The sequence below is a fragment of the Cobetia sp. SIMBA_158 genome (assembly GCF_046566945.1).
In the GTDB taxonomy this organism is placed as follows: Bacteria; Pseudomonadota; Gammaproteobacteria; order Pseudomonadales; family Halomonadaceae; genus Cobetia; species Cobetia amphilecti.
In genome coordinates, this window is the sequence record NZ_JAWJYL010000261.1 from 1 (window position 1) to 278 (window position 278).

The 278-nt window shown below is 36.0% G+C and carries 1 protein-coding gene; it reads left to right on the forward strand.

Translation table 11 applies throughout. The features are described from left to right. A partial coding sequence (ruvX, locus tag R2R70_RS19885; protein ID WP_410978881.1) for a Holliday junction resolvase RuvX occupies positions 1 to 188 on the forward strand: 188 nt, incomplete at its 5' end. Positions 189 to 278 lie beyond the last annotated feature (90 nt).

Sequence of the window (278 nt, forward strand, 5' to 3'; positions counted from 1 at the left end):
TTGCTAACAGGTTACATAATCACTATGGAATTCCTGTGCAAACACAAGATGAGCGCCTAACAACTGCTGACGCAAAAGCCCGTTTATTTGAGCAAGGCGGTTATAAAAATTTAGGTAAAGGAAATGTAGATAATATGTCTGCGGTAATTATTTTAGAAAGTTTTTTTGAATCATTTTACGGTGAGTAACGCTGTAATTAGGTGTGTCAAATATTAAAAAAGCGCGGCTGGAAAGTCGCGCTTTTTTAATAACAATAACTGATTAGTTATCGTCATCCC